The organism is Bradyrhizobium sp. CCBAU 53338 (assembly GCF_015291665.1).
In the GTDB taxonomy this organism is placed as follows: domain Bacteria; phylum Pseudomonadota; class Alphaproteobacteria; order Rhizobiales; family Xanthobacteraceae; genus Bradyrhizobium.
Map to the genome: position 1 here is coordinate 2,975,888 of NZ_CP030048.1, position 26,126 is coordinate 3,002,013.

General features: G+C 64.8%; 26 protein-coding genes, 2 tRNA genes and 1 pseudogene. 19 read left to right on the plus strand and 10 right to left on the minus strand.

The window, feature by feature from the left end:
* Positions 1-3 precede the first annotated feature (3 nt).
* The gene (locus XH90_RS13760) at positions 4-1,827 is read right to left on the minus strand and encodes a CYTH and CHAD domain-containing protein (protein ID WP_194481983.1); all 1,824 of its coding nucleotides are present in this window, start codon (positions 1,825-1,827) and stop codon (positions 4-6) included.
* Between the two features lie 198 nt (positions 1,828-2,025).
* On the opposite strand from XH90_RS13760, the gene XH90_RS13765 reads away from it, so the two are divergent.
* Entirely contained in the window at positions 2,026-2,436 is a 411-nt protein-coding gene (locus tag XH90_RS13765; protein WP_194481984.1) for a DUF2000 family protein, read from the plus strand.
* 66 nt (positions 2,437-2,502) lie between these two features.
* On the opposite strand, the gene XH90_RS13770 is transcribed toward XH90_RS13765, so the two are convergent.
* The 3 genes from XH90_RS13770 to XH90_RS13780 are packed head-to-tail and all read right to left on the minus strand — an operon-like array spanning position 2,503 to position 3,737.
* Entirely contained in the window at positions 2,503-2,916 is a 414-nt protein-coding gene (locus tag XH90_RS13770; RefSeq protein WP_194481985.1) for a GFA family protein, read from the minus strand.
* Positions 2,917-2,928: 12 nt separating this feature from the next.
* Positions 2,929-3,405, minus strand: a complete 477-nt coding sequence (locus tag XH90_RS13775) for an SRPBCC domain-containing protein (protein ID WP_194481986.1) — start codon at positions 3,403-3,405, stop codon at positions 2,929-2,931.
* The gene (locus tag XH90_RS13780; protein WP_194481987.1) at positions 3,402-3,737 is read right to left on the minus strand and encodes a helix-turn-helix transcriptional regulator; all 336 of its coding nucleotides are present in this window, start codon (positions 3,735-3,737) and stop codon (positions 3,402-3,404) included. Before XH90_RS13780 ends, XH90_RS13775 begins: the two co-directional genes overlap by 4 nt.
* A 105-nt stretch (positions 3,738-3,842) precedes the next feature.
* Between XH90_RS13780 and XH90_RS13785 the strand changes: the two genes are divergently transcribed.
* The 9 genes from XH90_RS13785 to XH90_RS13825 all read left to right on the plus strand — a co-directional run bounded on the left by XH90_RS13785 (position 3,843) and on the right by XH90_RS13825 (position 12,888).
* Entirely contained in the window at positions 3,843-4,526 is a 684-nt protein-coding gene (locus XH90_RS13785) for a TetR/AcrR family transcriptional regulator (protein WP_194481988.1), read from the plus strand.
* Positions 4,523-5,326, plus strand: a complete 804-nt coding sequence (locus XH90_RS13790; RefSeq protein WP_194481989.1) for an HlyD family secretion protein — start codon at positions 4,523-4,525, stop codon at positions 5,324-5,326. Before XH90_RS13785 ends, XH90_RS13790 begins: the two co-directional genes overlap by 4 nt.
* Positions 5,323-6,252 (plus strand): ABC transporter ATP-binding protein, encoded by a 930-nt coding sequence (locus XH90_RS13795; RefSeq protein ID WP_194481990.1) that lies wholly within the window; start codon positions 5,323-5,325, stop codon positions 6,250-6,252. Before XH90_RS13790 ends, XH90_RS13795 begins: the two co-directional genes overlap by 4 nt.
* Entirely contained in the window at positions 6,249-7,412 is a 1,164-nt protein-coding gene (locus XH90_RS13800; RefSeq protein WP_194481991.1) for an ABC transporter permease, read from the plus strand. Before XH90_RS13795 ends, XH90_RS13800 begins: the two co-directional genes overlap by 4 nt.
* A 105-nt stretch (positions 7,413-7,517) precedes the next feature.
* Positions 7,518-8,816, plus strand: coding sequence for an adenylate/guanylate cyclase domain-containing protein (locus XH90_RS13805; protein ID WP_194482683.1), 1,299 nt, complete (start codon positions 7,518-7,520; stop codon positions 8,814-8,816).
* 95 nt (positions 8,817-8,911) lie between these two features.
* Entirely contained in the window at positions 8,912-9,643 is a 732-nt protein-coding gene (locus XH90_RS13810; RefSeq protein WP_194481992.1) for a GntR family transcriptional regulator, read from the plus strand.
* 49 nt (positions 9,644-9,692) lie between these two features.
* The gene (locus XH90_RS13815; protein ID WP_194481993.1) at positions 9,693-10,937 is read left to right on the plus strand and encodes an MFS transporter; all 1,245 of its coding nucleotides are present in this window, start codon (positions 9,693-9,695) and stop codon (positions 10,935-10,937) included.
* 22 nt (positions 10,938-10,959) lie between these two features.
* Positions 10,960-11,853 (plus strand): amidohydrolase, encoded by an 894-nt coding sequence (locus XH90_RS13820; RefSeq protein WP_194481994.1) that lies wholly within the window; start codon positions 10,960-10,962, stop codon positions 11,851-11,853.
* A gap of 120 nt (positions 11,854-11,973) precedes the next feature.
* Positions 11,974-12,888 (plus strand): PhzF family phenazine biosynthesis protein, encoded by a 915-nt coding sequence (locus XH90_RS13825; RefSeq protein WP_194481995.1) that lies wholly within the window; start codon positions 11,974-11,976, stop codon positions 12,886-12,888.
* 131 nt (positions 12,889-13,019) lie between these two features.
* Here the strand turns inward: XH90_RS13825 and XH90_RS13830 are convergent, their stop codons facing one another.
* On the minus strand, positions 13,020-13,496 hold the full coding sequence (locus tag XH90_RS13830) for a DUF488 family protein (protein WP_194481996.1): 477 nt from the start codon (positions 13,494-13,496) through the stop codon (positions 13,020-13,022).
* 9 nt (positions 13,497-13,505) lie between these two features.
* Complete coding sequence (locus XH90_RS13835) at positions 13,506-14,342, minus strand: DUF72 domain-containing protein (RefSeq protein ID WP_194481997.1); 837 nt, start codon at positions 14,340-14,342, stop codon at positions 13,506-13,508.
* Positions 14,343-14,446: 104 nt separating this feature from the next.
* On the opposite strand from XH90_RS13835, the gene XH90_RS13840 reads away from it, so the two are divergent.
* The 4 genes from XH90_RS13840 (at position 14,447) to XH90_RS13850 (ending at position 18,035) form a co-directional block, all read left to right on the plus strand.
* A complete protein-coding gene (locus XH90_RS13840) occupies positions 14,447-14,827 on the plus strand; it encodes a hypothetical protein (RefSeq protein WP_194481998.1) in 381 nt (126 codons plus the stop codon).
* An 88-nt stretch (positions 14,828-14,915) separates the two neighbouring features.
* Entirely contained in the window at positions 14,916-15,122 is a 207-nt protein-coding gene (locus XH90_RS38990; protein WP_246755806.1) for a hypothetical protein, read from the plus strand.
* A gap of 261 nt (positions 15,123-15,383) precedes the next feature.
* Entirely contained in the window at positions 15,384-16,511 is a 1,128-nt protein-coding gene (locus XH90_RS13845) for a glycosyltransferase family 2 protein (protein WP_194481999.1), read from the plus strand.
* An 18-nt stretch (positions 16,512-16,529) separates the two neighbouring features.
* Positions 16,530-18,035: a glycosyltransferase family 39 protein gene (locus XH90_RS13850; RefSeq protein ID WP_194482000.1), complete on the plus strand. Its 1,506-nt coding sequence runs from the start codon at positions 16,530-16,532 to the stop codon at positions 18,033-18,035.
* 90 nt (positions 18,036-18,125) lie between these two features.
* On the opposite strand, the pseudogene XH90_RS13855 reads toward XH90_RS13850, so the two are convergent.
* Positions 18,126-19,352, minus strand: a pseudogene (locus XH90_RS13855) (CHASE2 domain-containing protein); the annotation flags it as partial.
* A 676-nt stretch (positions 19,353-20,028) separates the two neighbouring features.
* On the opposite strand from XH90_RS13855, the gene XH90_RS13860 reads away from it, so the two are divergent.
* The gene (locus tag XH90_RS13860) at positions 20,029-21,117 is read left to right on the plus strand and encodes a DUF2778 domain-containing protein (RefSeq protein WP_194482001.1); all 1,089 of its coding nucleotides are present in this window, start codon (positions 20,029-20,031) and stop codon (positions 21,115-21,117) included.
* A gap of 75 nt (positions 21,118-21,192) precedes the next feature.
* Here XH90_RS13860 and XH90_RS13865 read toward each other — a convergent pair whose 3' ends face one another.
* The 3 genes from XH90_RS13865 to XH90_RS13875 all read right to left on the minus strand — a co-directional run bounded on the left by XH90_RS13865 (position 21,193) and on the right by XH90_RS13875 (position 23,334).
* Positions 21,193-22,017 carry an SDR family NAD(P)-dependent oxidoreductase gene (locus XH90_RS13865; RefSeq protein WP_194482002.1) on the minus strand — a complete coding sequence of 275 codons (825 nt, stop codon included), beginning with the start codon at positions 22,015-22,017 and terminating at the stop codon, positions 21,193-21,195.
* Positions 22,018-22,089: 72 nt separating this feature from the next.
* Positions 22,090-22,728 (minus strand): glutathione binding-like protein, encoded by a 639-nt coding sequence (locus tag XH90_RS13870; protein WP_194482003.1) that lies wholly within the window; start codon positions 22,726-22,728, stop codon positions 22,090-22,092.
* Positions 22,729-22,740: 12 nt separating this feature from the next.
* Positions 22,741-23,334, minus strand: coding sequence for a cysteine hydrolase family protein (locus tag XH90_RS13875; RefSeq protein WP_194482004.1), 594 nt, complete (start codon positions 23,332-23,334; stop codon positions 22,741-22,743).
* A gap of 129 nt (positions 23,335-23,463) precedes the next feature.
* Between XH90_RS13875 and XH90_RS13880 the strand changes: the two genes are divergently transcribed.
* From XH90_RS13880 to XH90_RS13895, 4 genes are all read left to right on the plus strand, one after another.
* Entirely contained in the window at positions 23,464-24,297 is an 834-nt protein-coding gene (locus XH90_RS13880) for a LysR family transcriptional regulator (protein ID WP_194482005.1), read from the plus strand.
* 193 nt (positions 24,298-24,490) lie between these two features.
* Positions 24,491-24,563: transfer RNA gene (locus XH90_RS13885), tRNA-Phe, on the plus strand.
* A 4-nt stretch (positions 24,564-24,567) separates the two neighbouring features.
* A tRNA-Gln gene (locus XH90_RS13890) sits at positions 24,568-24,635 on the plus strand.
* 334 nt (positions 24,636-24,969) lie between these two features.
* Complete coding sequence (locus XH90_RS13895; RefSeq protein WP_194482006.1) at positions 24,970-26,121, plus strand: slipin family protein; 1,152 nt, start codon at positions 24,970-24,972, stop codon at positions 26,119-26,121.
* Positions 26,122-26,126 lie beyond the last annotated feature (5 nt).

Sequence of the window (26,126 nt, forward strand, 5' to 3'; positions counted from 1 at the left end):
CGATTAGCGCAGCCATCCTGCGCTGGGTTGCACCAGTTTTTCCGGTTGCTCCGCCGCGTCCACCGACCAGGGCACCTTGGCCCCGGTGAATCCCGACCAGGCCTCGCGCAGGCGCGCTTCGACACCGACCATCGCGTGGGCCTGCCAGCCGGCAATGGCCGCCGCGGCCACGCTGCCGCCGGTCGCTTCCGCGCCGACATCCGCAAGCAATGACGTCGTCGTCGCGATGTCGTTGTAGATGCCAAGCTCCTGCTGGAGGTCGGCAAGCCTGCGCGAGAAGCGCTTCGCGGATTTGCGCTGCCCGCAAAGCGGAAGCAGGAAGTCGGCGACGTAGCGCAACTTCTTCGCGGCGAGGCGGACGCGGTGCCGCTCCTCCGTCGACAGCGATTTGAATCTGCGGCCGCGCTTGAGCACCTTCGCATGCTGTGCCGAGAGGATACTTCGTGCGAAGTTGATTGCGGGCTCCGCCAGTTGCGCCAGGCCGTCGGGCGCGACCTCGCTGCGCCAGCCGCGTGCTTCGATCCAGCCGCCGAGCCCGATCACGAAATACTGGCAGCGCCGGTCGGCGAGGGCGAGGCGGGCCGCGTCGTAGCAGGCCGTGCGACGTTCGTCGGCGAGCGCGCCCAATGCGTCGAAGCCGGCGACCGACGGACAGCCATCCGCGACCGTCCGCAACGTCTCCTGCCGAAACACGTCCCAGTCACGTGCGCCGGAGAGACAGCCCGCGAGCCACTTCGCCTCGGCGCGCATCAGGTTGAGCTTGTCCAGCGATACCACGGACCGCATCAGGTCGAGCGCGGACCGCAGACGCCGCAGCGCGACGCGAAGCTGATGCATCCCTTCGGGGTCGCGTCCATCCTCGGCGACGGGCAGCGACTGGAGCAGATGCAGAAGACAGGACCGCAGTATCCCGGAGAAGACTTCATCGAGCGATGTCGTGGGATCGAGACGAAGCTTTGGCGGCTTCGGTGCCTGGGGTGGCGTATCGGCCGCGAGATCGAATCCGCGCGCCGACTTGGTCCGGATCGACGGCTTCACCGGGCCATGCTCGGCGAGCCGCCGCGCCAGCTCCCAGATTGCGGACGGGCTGCCGCTCTTGAGCTCCAGCTCGATCTCGCTGACCGGCAGCGAGCGATCACCTGAAATCAGATGCCCCCGATCGAAGGCGACCTCGACCGTGCCCGAGGGCAGCTCGACGAGGCGCTGATGCCGGTGGATGTCGCTGCTGAAGACGGCTTCGACGGAGTGACGTTCGAGATCGGCACGCAATTTCTCCGGAACAAGCGTCATCGCGAGCGCGAGGTCCGGCGTCATCGACGGGACGCTCGCCTCCCACTCGCCACGGCGCAGCGGATCGTTGCCGGATTCGGCCTTCACCGTCTGCGTGAACCGCGTGCCGCTCTGGCGAACCCTGAAGCTGAAACCTTCGCGCCGGAGCGTGCGCTTGGGCGTATCGTAATACACGGCCTTGAGGTGCTTGCGCGTGCCCTTGTTGCGCGCATTCGCCGCAATGATCGGCGCATCGTTGAAATCGGCCAGACGATCTGCAGGAACGATCAGCTTGAGCTCGATCTCGATTGCGTGCGGCGCGGCTTGGCGGGAAGGTGCGGTTTCCGGTGCACGAGCTTCATCGGCGAAGAGGCTCGCCCGAACGGGATCATGGCGCGAAGACTCGATGTCAGTGTGCGCGGAGCCGTGCGTTTCAGCAGCGGCGGGAACAACGAAACTGCTGGATTTCTTTCCGTCCTCGGCGACTGGATGGCCGTTGGCCTTTGCAAGCCGCTGTACGGGGTCGAGGGCTTGCTTGATGGCGCCAGTTTCGGACATGCACGAATATGACAGTTAAGTGACGGAGCGCCGACATATACCCGACTTGGCCATCGGGGAGAAGCGCAGCCGGTCGCACCTCCATTGAAATTTCCGCGCTGTGATCGATGTGTCAATCCGGGTTACGTTTGCGTCTGCCGTCGGCGCGCTGGGAATCTCCTTTCTTTCCCGACGCTTGAATGTCTGCTGGGAGAATTCATGCAGTTCGATACCAAGATCGCCGTTGTCATTCGCAACGATCTTCAGGTGTGGCAGAAACTCAATGTCGCATCGTTCCTGACCAGCGGCGTCGCTGCAGCCTTTCCGGAATGCGTCGGAGAGGCCTATGAGGACGCTTCAAGCACGAAATATCTTGCACTGATCGGCCAGCCGATCCTGATCTATGGTGCCGACGGTCCGGCGCTGTCGCGCGCTCTCGATCGCGCACTTGCACGCAACGTCACGCCGGCGGTCTATTCCGAGGACATGTTTGCGACAACGCATGATGCCGCCAATCGCGCGGCGGTGAAGGCGGTTGCGCGCGCCGATCTCAATCTCGTCGGTATCGCGATGCGGGCCGAGCGCAAGGTGATCGACAAGATCGTCGACGGATTGAAGTTCCACAGCTGAAAGAGCCAAGGTGCTCGTTGCTCACCTCTCCCGCCTGCAAGCGGGAGAGGTGGCATACCAAACGTCTCAGCCAGACGGCATCGTCTGGAATGTCGTCAGGCTGGAATCGAGGGGATCCCAGTCATACGCGCGCACGGCGTAAGTGATCGCTTGCGGTCTGTAGCGGGCGGGCTCGTCGAGGCTCGCGGCGCGGATGGTGAAGATGTCGGGCATGGCCTTGAAGGTCATGTAGACGGCGACGCCGCACTCCGGGCAGAAGGCGCGCGTCTTCACGTTGCCGCTGTCGCCGGTCATGTCCCATGTTCTGGCGTCGCCCGTCACCGTGACGCCGGCACGCGGAAAGGTGGCGTAAGAGCCATGGCCGGTGCCGCTCTCGCGCTGGCAGTCCCGGCACTGGCAGTGGTTGGCGAACAGGGGCTCGCCGGCGATCGAATAGCGGATCGCGCCGCAGGCGCAGCCGCCGGTATAGGGCTTGTTCATCGTGATGCCTCCTCAACTGTCTCGTTGCTTTTGTTCGCCGCTGATCTCGTCGAGCTGCCGCACGACCTTCTTCCAGCCGCCGCTCATGACGGAGTAGGCACTCTCGTTCCTGGGCAGCACGAAGCCCGCATGGACCAGCTGGATTCGCGTGCCGGCTTCGACCGGGGTGAGGGACCAGGTCACGACGGTGTCGAGCGGCGCGCCGTAGCCGGTGTTGCGTTCGTCGCCGCCCTTCCACGCGTAGACCAGGCGCCGGTTCGGGACGACCTCCAGGACGCGGCAATGGATCACGCCATCCCAATGGCCACCCGGCTTGGTCTGGTAGGTAAAAGTGTTGCCTTCGACGGCCTCGAAACCGGTCGCCGGCATCAGCCAGCGCGCGATCAACTGGGCGCTGGTCAGCGCCTTCCAGATCGTCTCGGGCGCGTGAGGGAAGACGTCGTCCAGAACGATGTCTTTGGTCTCGGCATTCAACGCGGCTGCACTCACTGGTCGATCTCCTTCAAGAGGTCACGCAGGTTCTGGAAGCGCTCGCGCCAGAAGACACCGTAATGATCCATCCAGGTCACCAGCGGTTCGAGGCCTTGCGGCGCGGCGCGGTAGTAAACGTTACGGCCCTCGGCGCGTTCGGCGACGAGGCCCGCCTGCTTCAACGATTTCAGGTGCTGCGAGATCGCACCCTGCGTCACGCCGCTGCCGCGCGTCAGCTCGGCGACGCTGATCTCCTTGCTGTCGAACACGCGCTCGAACACCGCGCGGCGGGTCGGATCGGCGAGGGCGCGCATCACGGCGGTGACGGGATTGGGGGCAGCTTCGATCATGTCGATAAATTAGCAATTACTAATGCATTAGTCAATACTAATTCATTCATGCGCGGCTGCCCAATCCCGATTGACTATGACTGACTAGTCAGTCATAAATGCAAAATGACAAGGAAGCCTCCCAAGGCCGCTGCGGCCAAGGCAGCAAGCGCAAGGCCGAAAGCCGGCGAGGAAGTCGCGCCGATATCGAACCGCGCTACGCGCGCGGCGGAGCGGCGCGACGCGATCGTCGCGGCGGCGATGGAGGAGTTCATCACGCGCGGCTTTGCCGCGACACGGCTCGACGACATCGCCAAGCGTGCCGGTGTCGCGAAGGGCACGATCTACCTGCACTTCAAGGACAAGGAATCGATGTTCGAGGAGCTGGTGCGCACCGTGATCGTGCCAGTGGTGGTGAAGCTGGATGCGCTGCCGCCGCCGACGGGCTCGGTGCGCGACCTCATCGAAACTTTTGCCGGCAACTTTCTCAAAGAGGTGATCGGCACGAGGCGCGGCGATCTCGTGCGGCTGATCGTGGCGGAGGGCCCGCGCTTTCCGGCGGTCGCCGATTTCTACTATCGCGAGGTGGTCTCGCGCGGCATCGCCGGCATGCGCGCGCTGATCGAACTGGGCATTGCCCGCGGCGAGATCCACCAGAAGAATCTCGCGCGCTATCCGCAGATCCTGATCGCGCCCGCGATGATTGCGGTGATCTGGCAGAGCCTGTTTGCGCGGCATGCGCCGCTCGACGCGCAGGACATGCTGCGCGTCCATCTCGATTTGATTTTTGGCGAACGGAGGACGACATGAGGTCGTCGCAACGGATTTTTGCAATTACATTGGTCGCCGTCGTTGCAACCGCTCTTGCCGGCTGCAAGGAGAAGCGCGATCCCGGCTTCCAGGGTTGGGTCGAGGCCGACATGATCTATGTCAGCCCGGACGAGGCCGGCCGGGTCACCAAGCTGGACATTCGTGAAGGCGATGTGGTGAAGGTCGGCGAAGCCCTGTATTCCATCGACGACGATCTCCAGCTTGCCGATCTCAACCAGACCAAGGCGACGCTGGCCAATGCCCAGCAGGTGTTCGACCGCGCAGAGTCCCTGCGCAAGACCGGCTCGGGCACCCAAGCCGCGCTCGATTCCGCCGTCTCGGATCTGCGGGTCGCGCAGGCGCGGGTGGTGACCTCGGAGACCCGGCTGGCGCGGCGCAAGGGTTTTGCGCCTGTAGCCGGCACCATCCAGCAGATCTATTTCCGTGAAGGCGAGATGGTCGCGGCACAGCGGCCGGTGCTCTCGATCATGCCGCCCGGCAACATGAAGCTGCGCTTCTTCGTGCCGGAAACGGAGCTGCCGAAACTGGCGATCGGCGACGACGTGCGGGTCGCCTGCGACAATTGCGCGGCAGATCTGACGGCAAAGATCTATTTCATCGCAACGTCGGCCGAATACACCCCGCCGGTGATCTATAGCCTCGAGGAGCGCAGCAAGCTCGTCTATCTCATCCAGGCGCGGCCGTCGCGGCCAGATGCCTTGCGGGTCGGCCAGCCGATCGACGTCTATCTCACCCCCAAGAATCCCGATTTCAAGACTCCGGTGGCGGACAAGCGATGAACGCCGGCAACGACATCGCGATCGACGTCAGGGGCCTGACCAAATCGTTCGGCAGCCGCGAGGTCGTGCATGATCTGTCGATGCAGGTGAAGCGCGGCTCGATCTACGGCTTCCTCGGGCCGAACGGCTCGGGCAAGACCACGACCATCCGCATCCTCTGCGGCCTGCTTACGCCTGACAGCGGCGAGGGCACCTGCCTCGGCTACGACATCCTCAAGGATGCGGAAAAGATCAAGCGCCAGGTCGGCTACATGACCCAGCGCTTCAGCCTGTATCAGGATCTGTCGGTGCGCGAGAATCTCGAATTCGTCGCGCGGCTCTATGGCCTCACTGATGCACGCGGGGCCGCGCGCGACATGATCAAGCGGCTCGGGCTCTCGGGCCGCGAGGAGCAGCTCGCCGGCGAGCTCTCCGGCGGCTGGAAGCAACGCCTTGCGCTCGGGGCTTGCACGCTGCCCAGTCCAAAGCTGTTGCTGCTCGACGAGCCGACCGCCGGCGTCGATCCCAAGGCACGACGCGATTTCTGGAACGAGATCCATGCGCTCGCCGCCGAAGGGCTCACCGTGCTGGTCTCGACCCATTACATGGACGAAGCCGAGCGCTGCCACGAGATTGCGTATATCGCCTACGGCCATCTCCTGGCGCACGGCACTGTCGACGAGGTGATCGCGAAGTCCGCGCTCACGACCTACACCGTCACCGGCGGGTTGAATGGCCTCGCGGCCCAGCTGGCCGGTAAGCCCGGGATCGACATGGTGGCGCCGTTCGGCACCTCGCTGCACGTCTCGGGCCGCGACGTCGTGGCCCTCGAAGCCAGCATCGCGCCATGGCGCGATAAGGATGACCTGCACTGGCAGAAGTCGGCGCCGTCGCTGGAAGACGTCTTCATCGAGCTGATGGGTCGTTCCAAGGACAATTTCCAATGAGCACCATCCGGACAACCGACCCCGTAGGGGAGATCCGCGACCGCTTCGGCTTCTGGCGCCGCTCCTATGCCATGATGGCGAAGGAGTTCATTCAGCTTCGGCGGGATCGCGTCTCGTTCGCGATGATCGTGGCGATCCCGGTAATGCAGCTTCTCCTGTTCGGCTATGCCATCAACACCACGCCGCACCATTTACCGAGCGCGGTGCTGCTGCAGGAGGACTCGGATCTTGCCCGCTCGGTACTGAAGGCGTTGGAGAATACGGCCTATTTCCGCTTCGTCTACGAAGTGCACGACGTCGACGAGTTCGACAATCTGCTGAAGTCGGGCAAGGTGCTGTTCGGCGTCGAGATCCCGCGCGGCTTCGAGCGCGCAGTACGGCGCGGCGACAAGCCGGCGCTGCTGGTTGCGGCCGACGCGACCGATCCGGTGGCAGCAAGCGCCGCCCTCGGCTCGCTCGGCATGATCGTTCAGACCGCACTCGCGCACGATCTCTATATCGGCGATCCCCCGGCACTGCCGTTCGAGATCCGCGCGCATGCGCGCTACAATCCGGCGGCGGAATCTCGGCTCAACATCGTGCCGGGACTTGTCGGCACCATTCTTACCATGACGATGCTGATCTTCACGGCGCTGTCGGTGACGCGCGAGATTGAGCGCGGCACCATGGAGAGCCTCCTGTCGATGCCGATCAAGCCGGTCGAGGTGATGATCGGCAAGATCGTTCCCTACATCCTGGTCGGCTTCATCCAGGCCTTCCTGATCGTCAATATCGGAGTGTTCCTGTTCGGCGTGCCGGTGCTCGGCAGTTTGCTCCTGCTCGCGGTACTCTCGACCCTTTTCATCGCGGCAAATCTTGCGATCGGCTACACGTTCTCCACCATCGCGCAGAATCAACTGCAGGCGATACAGATGTCGTTCATGTTCTTCCTGCCAAGCATCTTGCTGTCCGGCTTCATGTTCCCGTTTGCGGGGATGCCGGCCTGGGCGCAATATCTCGGTGAATGCCTGCCGCTGACGCATTACATTCGCATCGTCCGCGCCATCATGCTGAAGGGCGCCACCATGCCGAACCTGCGGTTCGATACGCTGGCGCTGGCCGCGCTGATGCTGGTCGCCATGACCATCGCCGTGACGCGCTTCCGCCGCACGCTGGATTGAGGCACAATAGCTGATGTCACTCCGGGGCACGGCAAGCGTGAACCCGGAATCTCGAGATTCCGGGTTCGATGATGTCCCATCGCCCCGGAATGACCTGGGGGAATGATGGTCAGCTTTTTGAAAGCCCGGCGCAAAGCTGTCTTGTCGGAGGAGTTCGAGCGCGAACTGACCCGCGAAGTGCTGCGCACCGAATTGCTGCGGGTGAAGGCGCTGATCACCACCGGCTGCGTCATGACGGTCTTCCTTACCGCGATGTACCTGATCGATCCCGCCGTGGTAAACCGAGTCTGGCGCGGCACCCGGGGGCTTTCCGAGGTCTACGGCCTGCTCGTCGGCTTCATCCTGTTCGAGGTCTGGGTCCACACCCAGATCAGGAAGAACCTCAAGCTCGATCGCGATCTGCCGGTTGTCAGGCGCTATATCGGCGCGCTGATCGAGACGTCGGTGCCTACGGTGATCCTGATTCTCCAGATTCGGACCATGGGCTCGAGCCAGGCGCTCGGCTTTGCCGTGCCGCTGATCTATTTCATCTTCGTCATCCTCTCGACGCTGCGCCTCGATTTCTACCTGTCCACCTTCACCGGCTTCGTCGCAGCCGCCGAGCTGTTCGTGGTCGCGTCGATCTATGATTCCTCGGGATTCGGCGAGCCGCAGAACTATTTCCACGCAGTGCGCAGCACGATCATCCTGATATGCGGTGTGCTCGCGGGCTCCGTCGGCGCGCAGCTCCGCCGCCAGTTTTCCGCGAGCATCGCGGCCGCCACCGCACGCGATCGCGTGACGAACCTGTTCGGCCAGCATGTGTCGCCGCAGGTCGTCGAGCGGCTGATGGCGGAGGGCACGAGTGCTGCCGGCGACATCCGCCGCGTCGCGGTGATGTTCGCCGATTTCCGTGGCTTCACCGCCGGCGCGCAGTCTCGCACGCCGCAGGAGGTGGTCGACCGGCTCGACGGCGCTTTCGCGGTGCTGGTCGATATTCTCGATCGCCACGGCGGCATCGTGAACAAGTTTCTCGGCGACGGTTTTCTCGCGCTGTTCGGCGCGCCGCTGGAAGCCTCCGATGCTGCGCAGCGCGCGGTCGCCGCGGGCCGCGAGATGCTGACGGCGATGGACCGCATCAACGCAGGGACGAGCTGGCCGCTGCGGATCGGCATCGGCATTCATTTCGGCGAGGTCGTGGCGGGCAATATCGGCTCGCCCCGGCGCAAGGAATATACGGTCATCGGCGACACCGTGAATTTTGCCTCGCGGCTCGAGGCGCTCAACAAGGAGTTCGGCTCGCAGCTCCTGATCTCCGCGACCGTGCGCGAGGCGCTCGGCGACGACGGCGAGGATGCCGTGGCGCTCGGCGAGGTGGCCGTGCGCGGTTACGAGCAAAAGGTCGCGGTGTTTCAGCTGGGGTGAGGGGGCTGCTCGCGTTTGTCTGAAGACGCGTGCTGACGACTGCGGTATTTCAGTAGTGCTTGACTTCTCTCTCATGTAGTCATCTATATGACTATATGAATTCAATCCCGCGGGACGACCGCCTGCCACGCTATCAGCGCCTGCGCGACGACCTCGCCGCGCGGATCAACCGCAATGAATGGCGGCCGGGCGAGCCGATCCCGTCGGAAGCTGAGCTTGGCGCGCATTACGGCGTCGCCATCGGCACCGTGCGCAAGGCGATTGATCAACTCGTGGCGGATGCCGTGCTCGAGCGCCAGCAGGGCCGCGGCACCTTCGTGCGCCGCGCGCGCTTCAACTCCTCGCTGTTCCGTTTCTTTCGTTTCCGGTCCGAGAGCGGCGAGCGGCGCGTGCCGCAGAGCCGCATCCTCAGGCGCAAGAGCATTCCGGCGACGTCTGCCGTCGCATCGGCATTGCGTATTCCCACAGGCGAGCCCGTGATCAGCCTGTCGCGCCTGCGGTTGATCGACGACGTGCCGTTGCTGGCCGAAGAGATCTGGCTCCAGCAATCGCGCTTTGCGAAAATTCTCGAGATCGACACGGCCGAGTTCGGCGACTTGCTCTATCCGCTCTACGAGGAGCGTTGCGGGGAGGTCGTGGTCTCCGCCGAAGAAATCCTGACGGTAGAGACCGCCAACGAGATGCAGGCGCGGCTGTTGCGGCTCGAGGCTCATGCGCCGCTGATCGTGATCGAACGCCTCGCGCTCGATCTGGAGCGACGGCCGATCGAGTGGCGCCGCTCGCGCGGGCCGGCGGACCGCTTCCGCTACCACGCCGAGATCCGGTGACGGCAGCTTTCAACGACATCAAACAACAACGCGTACAGGGGTAGGAAACATGTCGAACTGGTACAGTGAGAGCTCGGCGCTGGAGCGGCGCACGTTTTGGGCGAGCTTTGGCGGCTGGGCGCTGGATGCGCTCGATGTCCAGATGTTCGGCCTCGCCATCCCCGCTTTGATAGCGGCTTTTCACATCAGCAAGGCCGATGCGGGCCTGCTCGGCTCGGTCACGCTGTTCTTCGGCGCGTTCGGTGGTTGGCTCGGCGGTGCGCTCGGCGATCGCTTCGGTCGAGTCAAGGCGCTGCAGATCACGGTAGCGACCTTCGCGCTCGCGACCTTCGCCAGTGCCTTTGCGATGAGCTACACTCAGCTCCTGTTGCTCAAGGCTGTTCAAGGTCTCGGCTTCGGCGCCGAATGGGCCTGCGGCGCGGTGCTGATGGCCGAGATCATCCGCCCCGAGCATCGCGGCAAGGCGCTCGGCACGGTGCAGAGCGCCTGGGCGGTCGGCTGGGGCGCAGCGGTGCTGCTGTCCGCGCTGGTTTTCACCTATGCTCCGGCTGATATCGCCTGGCGGATCCTGTTTGCGATCGGTCTGTTGCCGGCGCTGCTCATCATCTTCATCCGTCGCGGGCTGAAGGAGCCGCCGCGTGCGATTACGAAGGACGCAGAGGCGCCGTTCTTCGCTACGCTCGCCGGTATCTTCCATCGCGACGTGCTGCGCTCGACCTTGGTCGGTGGTCTGTTCGGCATCGGCGCCCATGGCGGCTATGCCGCACTGACGACGTTCCTGCCGACATTCTTGCGCGAAGTGCGGCATTTGTCGGTGCTGGGCTCCAGCTTCTACCTTGCCGTGATCATCGTCGCCTTCTTCTGCGGCTGTGTCGCGAGCGGGATCATCAGCGACCGCATCGGCCGGCGGGCCAATGTCGCGATGTTTGCCAGCGCCTGCATCGCGACCGTGCTGGTCTACATTTTTGCGCCGCTGACCAATGGCCAGATGCTGGTGCTGGGCTTTCCACTCGGCTTCTTTTCGGCCGGCATTCCCGCCAGCATGGCAGCGCTGTTCAGCGAGCTCTATCCGGCCGGCGTGCGCGGCACCGGCGTCGGCTTCTGCTACAATTTCGGCCGCGTCGTCTCGGCGGCGTTTCCCTTCCTGGTCGGCTTGCTCGGCGATCGCATCGGCCTCGGGCCCGCGATCGGTATCGATGCGGCGTTTGCCTATTCGCTGGTGCTGATCGCGGTGCTGCTGCTGCCCGAAACCCGCGGCAAGGTGTTCGAGCAGGCCGCGGCCACGCACGTCTGACTGGCGATGAGGAGCAGCCACCATGACGTTGCTCCAGCGCGGCCTGACGCGCCGCCAGTTTGGTGCGGCTCTCGCATCGCTCACGACGGTGGTCGCGACCACAGCCAGCAGTGAGGCGGCCTTGCCTGTGATCGACACCCATGCCCATGTCTTTCATCGCGCGCTCGAGCTCGCGCCGGGCCGGCGTTACTCGCCGGATTACGACGCGCCGCTGTCGCTCTATCTCGAGCAGCTCGACCGCAACGGCATCACCAACGGCGTGCTGGTGCAGCCGAGCTTTCTCGGCACCGACAATTCCTACCTGGTCGACTGCCTGAATCGGACCAATGGTCGTCTGCGTGGGATCGCGGTCGTCGATCCCGGCGTCTCCGCCGACGAGCTGCGCGCACTCGACAGGGGCGGCATCGTCGGCATTCGCCTCAATCTTGTCGGCCAGCCCTTGCCCGATCTCGCCTTGGCCGAATGGAAGGGATTGCTTGCAAACGTGAAGTCGATGGGCTGGCAGCTGGAGATCCAGCGCAACGCGCCCGATCTCGCCGTGTTCGTGCCGCAGCTGCTCGATCACGGCATCACGATCGTGCTCGATCACTACGCGCTGCCGGATCCGAGGCTCGGCGTTACCGATCGCGGCTTTCAGTCGGTGCTGAAGCTAGGCGCAACACGGAACGTGTGGGTCAAGATCTCGGCGCCATATCGCAACGGTCCGGCCGGCGAGCGCTTTGCAAAGGAAGCCTATCCGTTGCTGCGCAGCGCTTACGGGCTCGATCGTCTGCTCTGGGGCAGCGACTGGCCGCACACGCAGTTCGAGGCAACGCAGACTTACGCCAAGAACCGGCAGTTCCTTGATACGCTCATCGTCGACGAGCGCGATCGCGCGCAAGTGCTGGCATCGCCACTGCGTCTCTTTCGTTTCTGATACGCCGTGCTGATTGCTCCGATTGCACTCAATTTTGGGGCATGACGGGCTATGTTTTGGGCTTGTAGAGTGCTGCGCGAGGCGGCCGGCTTGCGGCCGCCATTTGCGTGAGGACCCACCATGCAGCGCCGCTATGTCACCGTCGACGTGTTCACCGACCGCGCCTTCGGCGGCAACCAGCTCGCCGTGGTGCTGGATGCCGGCGGGCTCTCGACGCAGCAGATGCAGGCGATCGCGACCGAGTTCAACTATTCCGAGACGACCTTCGTGCTGCCGCCGCGCGACGAGGCCAATGACGCCGAGGTGCGCATCTTCACGCCGGTCAGGGAGATGCCGTTCGCGGGGCATCCCAATATCGGCACCTCCTTCGTGCTGGCGAGCCTCGCGAAGGAACCGAAGCCGCGTTTGCTGTTCGAGGAGATTGCTGGGTTGGTCCCGGTCGAAATCGTGCGGGAGCAGGGAAGAGTGACCAGCACCGAGCTCACCGCGCCGCAGCCGCTGTCGCGACTGGCGGAAGTCTCGGCCGCAGACGTTGCGGCCTGCATCTCGTTGACGGCCGATGACATCAGGACCGACCATCATGCACCGCAAGTCGTCGGAGTCGGAACGCCGTTCCTGGTGGCGGAGGTGCGTTCGCGCGACGCGCTCGCGCGAGCAAGGCCGGACGCGGCCGCCTTCGGCAGGGTCTTGCCGCGCGACGACGCCCGCTCGGTGTGGTTTTACACCCGCGACGTGCCAGCGTCGGAGGCACCCGGCGAGCGGCAGGCGCGCATGTTCATGCGCGGCGCAGGCGGTCTCGCCGAGGATCCCGCAACCGGCAGCGCCACTGTCGCCGCCGCCGCGCTGTTTGCCGATCTCGATCCCATCAGGGACGGCGAACTGAAGCTTACCGTTGGCCAGGGCTTTGACATGGGCCGGCCGAGCATCCTGCAGACGCGCGTCGTGAAGCAGGCCGGCAAGATCGTCTCCGCCCATGTCGGTGGCAGCTGTGTGCGGATGATGGAGGGGACGTTCAAGCTGGCGGGAGAGGGGTAGGCTCACGTCACCGAGTGCTCTCTCCGTTCGTCGTTCCGGGCAGCGTAAAGCGCTGAGCCCGAAATCCATCGGGCAGCAGGGACAGTGGATGAATGGATTCTCAGGTGCGCAATTGCGTACCATAGCTCGCGCTACGCGCGCCCCGGATTGACAATCAAAGGAGCCAAATTCTTCACCGCCACGCCATCGCGCTCCTCGATGATCTCCGCGATCATCTGGCGGTGGCAATGGGTGTGGTCGCGCTCGTAGCAGAGCAGGCAGACGGGACCTGCCTTCTTCACCAGAGCGGCGAGTTCGTCCATCTGTTCCCGAGCCTCTGGCGTCTTCAGGTGCTTTGAGAAGATCTTTTCCAGCACGTCGTACTTGCCGCTGCGCGCGGCGAGGCGACCTTCCTTCGGCGTGCCGAGCGCGGCGAGATGGAGATAGGCGATGCCGCGCTCATCGAGGCTTGCGGCCAGCTGCTTTTTGGAAAAGCCCGGTCGCCGCGACGACGTGACTGCGCGCACGTCGACGACCAGCTTGACGCCGGCCTGCTCCAGCTCGTCCAGCACGGCCTTGGGCGGCGTCTGCTCATAGCCGATGGTGAAGAGTTCCTTCGCCTTGGCCATCGCTTCCCCTCAACTCACCCGCGCGATCAGTTCCATCGCGCCATGCGGCGCGCGCACCTTGCCTTCATGGATCACGTAAGCGAACACGTCGCGCGGTTCCTTCTTCGGCTTTGTCTTGTCGACTTTCGGCAGGTCGTCAGGTTCACCGCCCGCCGCCCACGCCTGGAAGCGCCCGGCCCAGGCGTCGAGCTGCTTCGGCGGATAGCAGGTCTTGATCTCGTCATTGCCCTTCTGCAAGCGCGCATAGACGAAATCGCCGGCGACGTCGGCGATGGCAGGATATTTGCCGTGTTCGGCAAACACGACCGGCGTTTCGAATTCGCGGATCAGCGCGATGAAATCGGGCGTGCAGAAACTGTCATGCCGCACCTCCACCACGTGGCGCAGCGCGCGGCCTTCGACCTTGCGCGGCAACAGCTCGAGGAACTTGCCGAAATCGGCGCCATCGAATTTCTTGGTCGGCGCGAACTGCCAGAGCACGGGGCCGAGATGGTCGCCGAGTTCCAGCACGCCGGAATCATAGAACCGCTTGACGGAATCGCCGGCCTCGGCCAGCACGCGCCTGTTGGTGGCGAAGCGCGGTCCCTTCACCGAGAACACAAAGCCCTCAGGCACTTCGCTCGCCCATTTGCGAAAGCTCTCCGGCTTCTGCGAGCCGTAGTAAGTGCCGTTGATCTCGATCGAGGTCAGCTTGGAAGCCGCGTAAGACAGCTCCTTCGCCTGCGTCAACTTCTCCGGATAGAATACGCCGCGCCAGGGCTCGAAGGTCCAGCCGCCGATGCCGATGTAGATGTTGCCGGATTTTTTCGTCGCGGTTTTTGCTTTGCCCACGGGAGGATCTCGCATCGTCGGGAAGGGGAGGGCTGCATCCTATTCAAACCAGAAGTGATTGGCCAGTTGTCGCATCCCGTCTAAGCTTCGCCCCGCGATCTGCGAAAAAGGAGAACAAGATGCGGATGCTGACGCTGGGAGCGGCGCTCGTCATGATGACATCTGCTGCCATGACCTGTTCTGCGAAAGCAGACGACGACAACGCGAAAGGCGCGCAGAAGCTCGCGATGCAGGGCCGCGACGACTACTGGCATTGCTTGGCGCGGGAATATTCGCGCGACTCCAATCAGGGCCTGTCGGAGCAGGAGTTCGGCCGCTCGGTTGCCGGCGCCTGTCCGTCGGAGCGGCAATATTACCGGGTGGCGCTGCTCGACTATCTCACCACGCAATATCCCAACATCGATTCCGGTGCCCATCTCGCGACCGCGAACAGGGCGGTGGAGTCGGCGCAGAAGGACATCGTGACCGCCTACCTCAAGCACCGGCCGCCGCAGAAATAGGGCCGTGAGCGGTTGCGGTCCGGCAGCCCTTCCGGCCGCGCGTTCATCCGTGGTATGAATCGATCATCTGGAACGGGAACGGGCTGGCATGGCGTCTGAGTCGGTGGGGGGGATTTTTGGTGCGATCGTCGCGGCGATCGTGCTTGCGGTCGCCGTCGTCTTCGGTCCGATCGGACAGTATGGCAAGCCCCCCAAGCCGCCCAAGGTCGAGCCGGCTCCCCCCGCCATGGCGCCCGCAGTCCCTGCGGCGCCGGCCCCACGGGGCCCGGTGATCCGGGAAGTCCCGAATCAATAATAATGGCCCGAAACAGCCGTTTGCCCCTTGCAAAGCGGCTTCCTCGTTCCCATTTAGCTGCTAACGGCGACGTTGAGCCAAAAAGCTCCGGCGCTGGGACGACCTTGGAATAGCTTGGGCTTGCGCCGGATGTACGCGCGGTCCGCCGTTCCGGGGTCGTTGGCATTTTAGGGCCGCTTTTGGGCCGCTCCCCCACAGAAAACCCGGCTTGTCAGCTCAAGAACTTGGCATCGCAGGATGCGGCGGATATACGCTGCCGTCATGAATGAAGCGATCAGACCGGACATCGACAACCAGGCTCAAGAGGGGCCGGAGCTGTCGGTCATCGTCCCGACCTTCAACGAGCGCGACAACGTCACCGTGCTGTACCGGCGGCTGGAGGCGACGCTTCCCAACGTCGCCTGGGAGGTCGTGTTCGTCGACGACAATTCCCCTGACGGCACTTGGGACGTCGTGCGCGGACTGGCGCAGAAGGACAGCCGCGTGCGCTGCATTCGCCGCATCGGCCGCCGCGGCCTGTCGGGCGCCTGCATCGAGGGCATCCTGGCCTCGAGCGCGCCCTATGCCGCCGTGATCGACGCCGACCTCCAGCATGACGAGACCCAGCTGCCGAAGATGCTGCTGCTGCTCGCAAGCGATCAGGCCGACCTCGTCGTCGGCAGCCGTTACATCGAGGGCTACAAGAGCGAAGGCTTCAACAAGCAGCGCGCCGGCGCCAGCGCGCTGGCAACCGAGGTCGCGAAGAAGATGCTCCGGGTCGAGATCGCCGATCCCATGAGCGGCTTCTTCATGGTTCGCCGCGACCGTTTCGAGCAATTGGCGCCGAAACTGTCGGTGCACGGGTTCAAGATCCTGCTCGATCTCGTCGCCACGGCGCATGGCGATTTGCGCGCGGTCGAAATTCCCTACACGTTCGGTGCCCGCCAGCACGGCGAGAGCAAGCTCGATTCCATGGTCGCGCTCGACTTCCTCGGCCTCGTGCTGGCAAAGCTGACCAACGACATCGTCTCGCTGCGCTTCATCCTGTTCGCGATGGTGGGCGGCATGGGCCTCGTTGTGCATCTCACCACGCTGTTCATCGCGCTTCAGCTGATCAAGGTGCCGTTCGCGGAGGCGCAGGCCGCCGGCGCCGTCGTCGCGATGACCACGAACTTCATCATGAACAACTTCCTCACCTATCGCGACCAGCGGCTGAAGGGCTTTGCGATCCTGCGCGGCCTGATCATGTTCTACATCGTGTGCAGCGTCGGCCTGCTCGCCAATGTCGGCGTTGCCTTCTCGGTCTACGATCAGGAGCCGATCTGGTGGCTGGCCGGCATGGCCGGCGCGATGATGGGCGTGGTGTGGAATTACGCGATGTCCGGGCTGTTCGTCTGGCGCAAGAAATAGCGCGTCAAGGATCCAGGTATGGGCGGGGCTGACGCGCGGATCGTCCGCAATACGGCGCTGGTGATCCTTGCGCTGGTCGCCTTGCGGCTGGTCGCGGCGGCCTTCACGCCAATTACCTTCGACGAAGCCTATTACTGGATGTGGTCGAAGAGCCTCGCCGGCGGCTATTACGACCACCCGCCGATGGTGGCTTACGTCATCCGTGCCGGGACCATGATCGCCGGCGACACCGAGCTCGGTGTCCGGCTGGTCTCGATCCTGCTCGCGCTGCCGATGAGTTACGCGATCTATCGCACGGCCGCGATCGTGTTTGGCGGCGCGCGGGTGGCGGCGACCAGCGCCATCCTGCTCAACGTCACCATGATGGCCTCGGTCGGCACGCTGATCGTGACGCCGGATGCGCCGCTGCTGGTGGCTTCCAGCTTCGTGCTGTTCTTCCTCGCGAAAGTGCTAGAGACCGGCCGCGGTGCCTGGTGGCTGGCCGTCGGCGCAGCCGTCGGCGCGGCACTGCTGTCAAAGTACACGGCGATGTTCTTTGGCGCCGCGATCCTGATCTGGCTCGCGGCTGTGCCGAAGCTGCGGCGCTGGTTCCTCTCGCCCTGGCCCTATCTCGGCGGTCTTGTCGCGCTGGCACTGTTCTCGCCGGTGATCCTCTGGAATGCCGATCATCATTGGGTTTCGTTCGTCAAGCAGCTCGGGCGCGCCAGGATCGAGGATTTTCGCCCGGTCTTCATCGCCGAGCTGGTCCCGACGCAGATCGCATTCGCAACGCCGCTGGTCTTCATCCTCGGCGCGATGGGCCTGCACGCACTGACCTGGCGCCGCGCCGGCGCACTGGCCTCGCGCCTGCTGATCGAAACGATGTTCTGGACCATCGTCGTGTATTTCGTCTGGCATTCGCTGCATGCCCGCGTCGAGGCGAACTGGTTCGCACCGGTCTATCCGCCCTTCGTCGTCGCGGCAGCAGCGGCCGCCAACCTCGTGCAGTGGAAACCGCGGGCGCGGCGGCTGGTCGATTTTTGCCTGCGTTGGGCTGCGCCCACCGGCATCGTGATGTTTGTCGCGCTGATCGTCCAGGCCAACACGGGCTGGCTCTCCGGCTATCGCCGCGATGCGACGGTGCGCAGTGTCGGCGTCGGCTGGCGCGAGCTTGCCGCCGGCATCGAGGCGGAACGCGTTCGCAACGGTGCGAGCTGTGTGCTCACGCCGGATTACGGCACGACGGGCTGGCTTGCCTTCTATCTGCCGCGCGGCACCTGCGTGGTGCAGCAGAACCAGCGCATCCGCTGGGTCAACATGCCCGAGCCCGATCCAAAACTGCTCGCGGGCAAGCTGCTCTACGTCGACGAACTGCGCCCCGACGGCCATCCGTTCCTGAACAACCTCTTCGCGCAGGTAACGCGTCTCGGCGAGTTGCAGCGCAAGCGCGGGCCGCTCGTGGTCGAGACCTACGGCATCGACCTGCTTGAAGGCGCCAAGGGCGACGTGCTGGACCGCTCGCCGCCGCCCGAGCTGCAGCCCTAGTCCGGCAATCCAGTCGCTTCACTGGCGAGGGATATCGCCGCTGAGGCGCAAGGGCGGATAGAAGGAAAAGCTAACGACCCGCGCCAGTCATTCCTGCACGGCTGGCGCCTGCGTTTGCGCCGGCGATCGGTTCTCGGCGGCGAGATATTGCGTACGACGGCCCGCCCACAGCCGCACGCCGACGAAGACCGCAACCGGCGGCACTGTGGCTGCGAGCGTGGTCGCGGCGTTGAGCCAGACGCCGTGCATGAACACGAACAAATTGAGCCCGGCCCAGGCGATCATCACCGCGGCAGCCCCAACGTAGCCGAGCGCGCTGCGTCGCCAGGCGAGCAGGCCCACCAGCATCATCGGCAGCAGGATCGCGGCCAGCGCATCTGCAATGTGAACCCTGCGGTCGCGCACGATGCTGTCGCCGGCGACCAAATGCGTGATCGCGGTCGAGACCACTTCGACGCCGGGCATCAGGGAATCGAACGGCGTTGCGAAGTAGTCACCGCCGCCGGCAACGGCCGCGCCGATCACCACGATCCGGTTCTCGATGGCCTTGCGGTCGAGCGTGCCGTCAAAAATGCTCTGCGCGCTCACGGTGCGGATGGTTCGGCGCGGGCCGTAATAGGTGATGGGCAGAGAAAAGTCGGTGTTGGTCGGCACCGCGTGATCGCCGAGCCCGAGATAGTCGGTTCGGATCGTCGGCGGCTGGTCGAGCGCGCGGCTTGCGACCAGCAGCGGAAACGACAGCTCGACCGTGTCGCCGGTCCGGAACAGCATCGGTACCGAGAGCGGCGGGCCGGATTGCCCGGTCGCGACATTGGCGATGCCGATATCGGCGTGCTCGGCGAAAACAGGCAACGGCAGCAGGAGGCGTTCGGCCTGGGGCAGGGTGGCGAACGGTCCGGCGCTGGCGGACGCCGCGGTCTTGCTCGGGAGAATCGCCGTGGCCGCCAGCACCATGGGACCGGTGGCGAGAGTGTGGGCCAGCGTGGCATCGCCGATCGCGGCGCTGCGATCGGCCAGCGGCAGGTCGATCGCGACGACCTTCGGCTTGAACTGCACGATGGTGTCGACGACGCGCGCGAGATCGGCGCGCGGCAGCGGATAGCTGCCGCCGCGCTTCACCACGGTGTCGTCGATCGCGACGATGGTGACGAGATCCGGCGGCCGCTGCACGCCGCGCGCGAGCGTGCGCAGGTTGGTCAGCGTCGCCTCGAACTGGTCGAGAAATTGCAGATGGCCGTTGGCGTGGGCGGTAAAAGTGCCGGCTCCCCACAAGGCAGCGAGGGCGAGGGCCGTCACGATCTGGGCGCGTCTATTCATAATCTCTGACTGCAATCTGCTCTTGGTCCGCGTCTTGTTGTGCGGCTCTCATTTGACGACTGCGGACTTGGTGATCCAGCCATGATGGTCGGGCTCTGTTGACCCAACCTCGCCATCAGCGCGTCGGCACGCGGCAGAAGGCTGATGTCGTAGCTATTTTCCGGGCCCGGCCAATTCCAGATTGGCGCGATCAACTTTCGGTCAGGGCGGACCATCCACTCTCCGCCGCGCACGCGGAGCGAGGTGGAGGTCGAGCCCGAACCCGCCAGCCTCGCGCAACGCTTTCCCGCTATCTTCCGGGTATCGAAGACCACGAAAATGACTTGGTTGATGCGTCTACAGATCCGGCCGCGGACGTTCATCGAGCATGCTGAAACGGCCGAGAATTATGGTTAACAGTGCCGCCTAAGTCCGTACTTCTGCGGGCTTTTTTCTCGAAATGGCACAGCATTAACGACTTGCCCTACAACCGCCCGAACTTAATCCGCATTTAACTAAAAGTCGCCTTAATGACGCTCCGACCCTCTGCGAGATGCTGGTTCCGGAACGTGACCAGCGGCACTTCGAAGGGGGACTGAGTGACACCGTCCTGGACGCAAGGCGAATGAGTACGAGTATCGCTGCGCAGAGTTACGCGGCACGGAAGCCGAAAAATTCTCGGAAGTCTTCCCGGAAAATGACCACCCAAAACGTGCTTGGCGCCGCCGTGGCCGGCTGCGTCTTGCTGGCCGGCTGGACCGTCTACAACAACATCTTCGCCGCCAGCGTCTATCCGACCGTCGGCACCGCCGGCTACGACGAGCCCGTGGTCAAGCGCGCCCCCAAGGTCGCGCTGCGCGAGGCAGGCGAGGCGATCAGGGAAACCTTTGCGCTGCTGCCCGACCGGCTCCAGGTTGCTGCACCGATCTCGCGCGAGATGTTCAACGAGCGCTTTGCCGCGGCAGCGACGCAGGGCGTCGAGTCGAACGCTGCGAGCGCCGCGCCTGCGACTCAGGTCGCTGAGGCCAAGGATACTGCCAAGGAAGCGCCGAAGCCGACCGTCGTCGCCAGGGTCGCGGAAGTGCTGAAGAGCCCGGTCAAGGCCGTCGAGAAGATCGCGGACGCCGCGAAGACCAAGCGCACGGAGGCGCCGGTGCAGCTCGCGTCGGCCGATCCGGCCCAGATCGTGCCGGCGCATGAAGCCAAGCCGAAGTCCTTTGCCGATCGCGCAAAGGCCGCGGTGATGTCGATCACCGGTCCGCGCCAGTCGATGGTGGAGAAGCTATGGGGCAAGCGTGAGCCCTCCGGCGGCCTGCTCGCCTACGCCTCAGCCGACGCCAGCGTGACCTCGGCGATCGCGCCCAGGGAGCAGAACCCGATGTTCGGCGGCGCGCCGCCCTATGAGCGCGACACCGCGGTGTACGACATCACCGCCAAGACGGTTTACCTCCCCGATGGCACCAAGCTGGAGGCGCATTCGGGCCTTGGTTCCAATCTCGACGATCCGCGCTCACAGCGCGTTCGCATGCGCGGCGTGACCCCGCCACACATCTACACGCTGAAGCCGCGCGAGGCACTGTTCCACGGTGTGCCGGCGCTGCGCCTGACCCCGATCGGCGGCGAGAACGCGATCTACGGCCGCGACGGCCTGCTCGCCCACACCTTCATGCTCGGCCCGAACGGCGATTCCAACGGCTGCGTGTCGTTCAAGGATTACTACGCGTTCCTCGACGCCTATCGCAACAAGGGCATCCGCAAGCTCGCGGTGCTGGCGCGGGTCGACTGAGCGCCGCCAATTCCCGATCATGCAAAAGGGCCGCTCGCTGCGGCCCTTTTTTCTTTCTTGTTTCGCGTGGGGCGTTCAGCCCGGCCAGCACTGCCCGCCGCCGTCGATGCGCAGCACCTGGCCCGAGACGAACGCGCCCATCGGACCTGCGAAAAACTCGACGACGCGCGCGACCTCGTCGACGGTCGCGATGCGGTCGAGCGTGCCGTTCTCGACCATTCGGTTCGGATCCACTGCGCGAGTGCCGAGGAAGCGGCCAGTACGGGTGTCACCGGGTGCGATGCAATTGACCGCGATGTCGTACTCGCGGAGCTGGTCGGCGAGGCATCGCGTGTAGTGGGTCACGCCGGCCTTGGACACGGCGTAGATCGAGCCCTGGGTACGCCCCTTGAAGGCGGCGACCGAGCCGAGCGTGACGATGCGCCCGCGCCGCCGCGCCATCATGCCCTTGGCGACCGCCTGGCAGGTCAGGATGGTCGAGAGCAGGTTGCGCTCCAGCACCGCGCGTACGTCGGCTTCCCCAATGTTCACCGCATCGTTCGGATCGGGCTTGCCGCCGGCAGCCGCAATGTCGCCGCCGGCATTGTGCACGAGGATGTCGATCGGGCCGAGAGCACCTTCCGCCTCGGCAATCACGCGCGAAATGTCGTCGCCCTTGGTGAGATCGCCGAGCGCGCGATGGCTGCGGACGCCGAATTGCTGGCCGATCTCGGCAGCCACCGCGGTCAGCGTGGTGCCCTCGCCATACTCCGCCGGCCCGTGCTCGCGCATACCGTGGACGGCGATGTCGGCGCCGAGTGCGGCAAGCTTTTCAGCAAAGGCGCGGCCGAGCCCGCGCCCCGCGCCTGTGACCAGCGCCACCTTGCCTGCCAATATCTTCCCAGCGTCATGCGATGTCATGATCTTGTTCCCGTTTTTGAAATGTCGGTCGCAAGATCTAGCCCAATCGCCGTCACCTCCACCAGTGACCTGTCACGCAGGGCTCACCGGCATGGTCTTGCGCAGCGCCATCTCGGTCGCGATCGCTTCCCGCACGATGGGTCGCGCCTGCATGCGTTCGAGATAGGCTGCCAGCGACGGCCATTGTGCGATGTCGACACCCGCAGGACGAAGCAGCAGCAGGGCCCAGGCGAGATGGGCATCCGCGACGGTGAAGCGACGACCAACGAGGAATTCGCGGTCCGTCAGATGTGCAGACGGTACCGACAACGTCTGCATGATCCGCGCGCGCGGCTTGGCGAGCGAGCCGTCATCCTTGTACCAGAAGGTCGGAAACAAGAACGCCTTGTGGATCTCGGTGCCGATGAAGCTCAGCCATTCCTGCAGCCGGTAGCGATCGACATCGCCAGGGGGCGGTGCAAGGCCGCGCTCGGGCTTCGCGTCGGCGATGTATTGCAACACCGCCGCGCTCTCCGTGAGGCGCTCGCCGTTCTCTAGCACCAGGACCGGCACCGCGCCCTTCGGCGAGATGCCGCGAAAATCGCCATCGTCGTCCACGAGCGTCTTCGTCCAGAGAGACACCGGATGATAGTGCGCATCCAGGCCTGCCTCCATCAGCGCGATGCGGCTCGCAAGCGAGCAGGCCATCGGCGAGAAATAGAGTTGCAGCATTGCTTTGCTCCGTTATCTCAGCGCATCGCCGCGCGCGATGATCGCGAAGCGGTCGGACAGCTCGGCGAGCGCGACCTCATGAATGGTCCGCGCATCCAGCGTGCCGCCGCAGCCGTCGGGCAGGTCGCGCGTGGCGCAGGCATCGGCATCAACAGTGGTGCGAAAGCCGAGGTCGAGCGCGGCCCGCGCCGTGGAACTGATGCACATATGCGTCATGAACCCGGCCAGCACGATGTTCTTCCTCCCGGTCGCGTCGAGACGCGCCTTGAGATCGGTGCCGGCAAAGGCGTTGGGCAGTTCCTTCTCGATCACGAGCTCGCCGGCACGGGGCGAAAGCCCGGCGACGATGGCGCCGCGGTCGGCGCTGCGATCGAACAGGCTGCCCGCCTTGCCGCGATGGGCGATATGGATGATCGGGGCGCCAGCCTCGCGCGCCGTTGCCAGCAGCGCAGCGGCCCGCGCGATCGCGGGCCTGGCGTCGGGCAAGGCGAGGGGGCCCGCGAGATATTCGTTCTGGATGTCGATCAGCACCAGCGCGGCGTCGGCAAGACGCGGCGGGTTGAGGTCGGCGCCGGCGAGCTGGAGCAGGGTCTTTGCGGCGGTCATGGTCTTGGTAATCCTTGAGGACGAATGGCCGGGCCAGCATAGCGCCGGGGCTGCCTGCCGATATGCAGGGAAATTGCAGCGGGTGGCTGCGATATTGCAGGGTTATGGCAAGCGATGTAGCCTCGCCCCATGAACTGGGACGACCTCCGCATCATCGCCGCCGTCAGGGACGAGGGCACCTATGCCGGCGCCAGTGCGCGGCTGCGCATCGACGAGACCACGGTCGGGCGCCGGCTGTCGCGCATCGAGCGCGCGCTCGGCCTTCGCCTGTTCGAGGCCGCCGATGGCGTCCGCAGGCCGACACGCCAATGCGAAGCGGTGCTGGCGCATGTCGAGGCGATGGCGGCGCATGCCGCCGAGATCGGCCGCCTCAGTGAGAGCCTGGAAGGTCCGGTGGGACGCCTGCGCATCGCCTCCACCAACACGGTCGCCGAGGCGGTGCTGTCGCCGCGCGCGAGCGACTTCCTGCGCGCCAATCCCGGCCTGACGCTGCAATTTCTCACCTCGAGCGAGAACGTGAAGTTCTCGCGCTGGGAGGCCGATCTCGCCATTCGCCTGCGCAAGCCCGACAAGGGCGACTTTGCGATCTCGAAGCTGGGCGACATCGAGCTCTATTATTTCGAGCCTGTTGCGACCGAGGGCGAGCCGATGCTCTGTGCCTATCCGGACGAGCTGGGTGCCATTCCCGAGATGCAATTCCTGCGCACCAGGAAAGCCCGCGCGCGCTGCGTCACCGACAACGTTCGTGTCATCCGCAATTTGATCCGCACCCATCGGGCCGCCGGCGTGTTGCCGGAGTATGTCTGCGCTGATCTGCTCGGCGATCGCCGCCTGCGCGCCACGCTGCTGCCGAGGCGCCGCGATGCCTGGCTGCTCGTGCAAAATCACCTCAAGCGCGACGCCGCAACGCGCGTGACGATCGACTGGGTGAGGGCGTGTTTCCAGGAGATGGCGCGGGAGTGACGCGATGTCTTGGTGTGCTCGGCGCATCACAGCGCGTGGCATGCGACGAAAAAAATTCGAACGACGCTCTTGCCAACGTTCCGCGCATACCTTATTAGCGCGCTCCTTCGCTAGGCCATGGGTCCGGGCTCGTTGAGATCCCGGCTGGCGCGAGCCGGTCTCCGGTTTCGTGTTCCGCCGAATGAAGACGAAAGCAGGATGTAGCTCATGGAGAGCGTCGGGCTGAACACCCGAAGGCATCGGTTCGATTCCGGTCTCTTGTCCCACAAAGGATAGCTCAGTTGGGTAGAGCAGGTGACGTTGAAATCATCGTGTCGCGGGTTCGATTCCCGCTCCAAGCGCTCCGTTTCAGCCTGAACAGCTGATACCTCTGACGAGGACCGGACGCGCGCTTCAGTCGCAGTCCGGCCGTTTTGCCGCAAGGCTTTCCGTCCGAACTTTGACACTGTGAGACCGGCTTCGTGCTGCGGTGGATACCGCTTGCGCTGATGCCGGGTGGCTCCGCACGGCCGCGCGACAGATGTCGCGCGATCGCGCGCGTGCGCCCGTCATCGTGCAAGCTCAAGCCACGGCCCGCCGATCTCTGCAGGAAGCGTCGTCCGCGTCCTCAATTCCTTTGCAAACGAAAACTGCCGTCCGGCATCCCGCCGGGCGCAACGAAGGAGGCGTGCCATGACCTGGCATTTGCTGATGTTGAACGTGACGGTGAAGGATGGCGAGCGCGCGTTGCTGACGCGCAACGGACAGCTCGTGCGCGTTCTCGCGCCCGGTCGGCATCGCCTGTTCGATCCCCTGCACGAGCTGAAGGCCGAAGTGCTCGATGTGGTCCGCACCGAGTTCTCCGCGGATCGCTACGCGGTGCTGAAGGCCGCGCGGCCCGATCTGGCCGCCGAGCTGTTCGAGGCCGTCGAGACCCGCGCCGACGAGGTCGCCATCGTCAGCCTCGACGGCCGGCCCGTGCATCTGATGACGCCCTGGCAGGTGCGCGTCTACTGGAAGGTCGCAACCCGCATCGATGTCGAGCGCATCGATGTATCGAGCGATCCCCGCGTCAACGCGCGGCATCTGACCATGATCGAGCGTAACCGCTCGACCGTGACGTCAGAGACGGTGGTCGAGAACCACGAGGCGGGTCTGCTCTACGTCGAGGGCCGGCTCGTCGAGCGGCTCGCGCCCGGCCGGCACGCCTTCTGGACCGTCGGTCGCAAGATCGAGGTGAAGCGCCTCGATCTGCGGCCCCAGGCGGTCGAGGTCACCGCGCAGGAGATGCTGACCAAGGATCGCATCGCGCTGCGTGTGACGCTGACGGCGTTCCGCCGGGTCGTCGATCCCGAGCGCACGGTCGCGACCGTGCCCGACGTGGATGCGTGGCTCTACCGGTTGGTGCAATTCGCGATCCGCGAGGCGGTCGCTGGCCGGACGCTGGACGAGGTGCTGTCTGCGAAGGCTGCGCTGGATGCGGAGCTGCGCGACTATGTGCGTGCACGCGTCGCGGTATCTGGTGTCGAGGTCACCGAGCTCGGCGTCAAGGACGTGATCCTGCCCGGCGAAATCCGGGAACTGGTGAACAAGGTGGTGGAGGCGGAGCGGGTCGCGAAGGCGAACCTGATCCGCCGGCAGGAGGAGACCGCGGCGACGCGTTCTCTTCTGAACACCGCCCGGCTGATGGAGGAGAACCCCTTGCTGCTTCGGCTCAAGGAGCTGGAGTCGCTGGAGCGGCTGGTCGAGAAGGTCGGCCGCATCGATCTCCACGCCGGCAGCGGCGAGGGCCTCGATGCTCTCCTGACCCGGCTCGTGCGCCTGAAGGCGCCCGAGAGCGCATAAGCAGA